Raw genomic sequence first — 729 nt, 5'->3', positions numbered from 1 at the left:
AAATTCCCGCGGAAAGCGCCAGAAATGGCGAAATTCCGAAGTTCCAAAAGCCACTCTTCGGAACGACGCCACCTTCCGCCCTGTCAGGTCTCGTTGTTCAGACCTTCCTTAGGTGCTCCATGTCTAGACGCAGCGGACGAGTCGCAAAGCCCAGTTGTTGGGCGATCCGGATCAGATGGTTAAGCTTTGCCCCCTTGAGCGAAAGCGGAAAGCGGCGACGCATCTCCGGGAGGCCAATGTTCAACCCGTGACTGGCAGCAGTGATCGCCAACGCGACCAAGCCGCATTCGGCGGCTTCTGATTGGATAATACTCTTCATAGACAAAGCCCGCGCATCAATTCATATTCTCCCAAAAAATTTTCTCATCTACGCATGGCTGTCCAATAAAAATTAATTCGCATAAAAAACAATTCCAGAACCCTACAACTAAGGCACCATAAAAATTTTCCATGTGACATCGAGGGAAAGTCAGGCCTCATCAGAGCTACGCACTACTTTCCTCGAGATGCCGAGTTCAAACTTCATACCGATCTCGGCCATACCCAAAAGCAATCCGATGAAAAATCCGAAAAGATGCGCGAACCAACTTGCATGTGCATCCAAGAGACTTGCGACGAGAACGGTAGCCAGGGAGAAATAGCCCATTACCCACCACAGGCCAGCCGGAAATACTTGGCGGTTTCGCAGCGTGATGCCGACGACCCATCCTAGGGAAACTCTGAACAATC

At 50.8% G+C, this 729-nt stretch carries 2 pseudogenes; both read right to left on the bottom strand.

The window, feature by feature from the left end:
• Positions 1–100: 100 nt before the first annotated feature.
• Positions 101–319 (bottom strand): annotated as a pseudogene (locus tag J7367_RS20315) (cysteine peptidase family C39 domain-containing protein); the annotation flags it as partial.
• 150 nt (positions 320–469) lie between these two features.
• Positions 470–729: pseudogene (locus J7367_RS20310) on the bottom strand (hypothetical protein); the annotation flags it as partial.

Origin of the sequence: Xanthomonas sp. D-36-1, from assembly GCF_017746155.1 — a bacterium.
Classification (GTDB): Bacteria; Pseudomonadota; Gammaproteobacteria; order Xanthomonadales; family Xanthomonadaceae; genus Xanthomonas; species Xanthomonas cissicola.
This window is presented reverse-complemented; position numbering and strand designations above follow the sequence as displayed.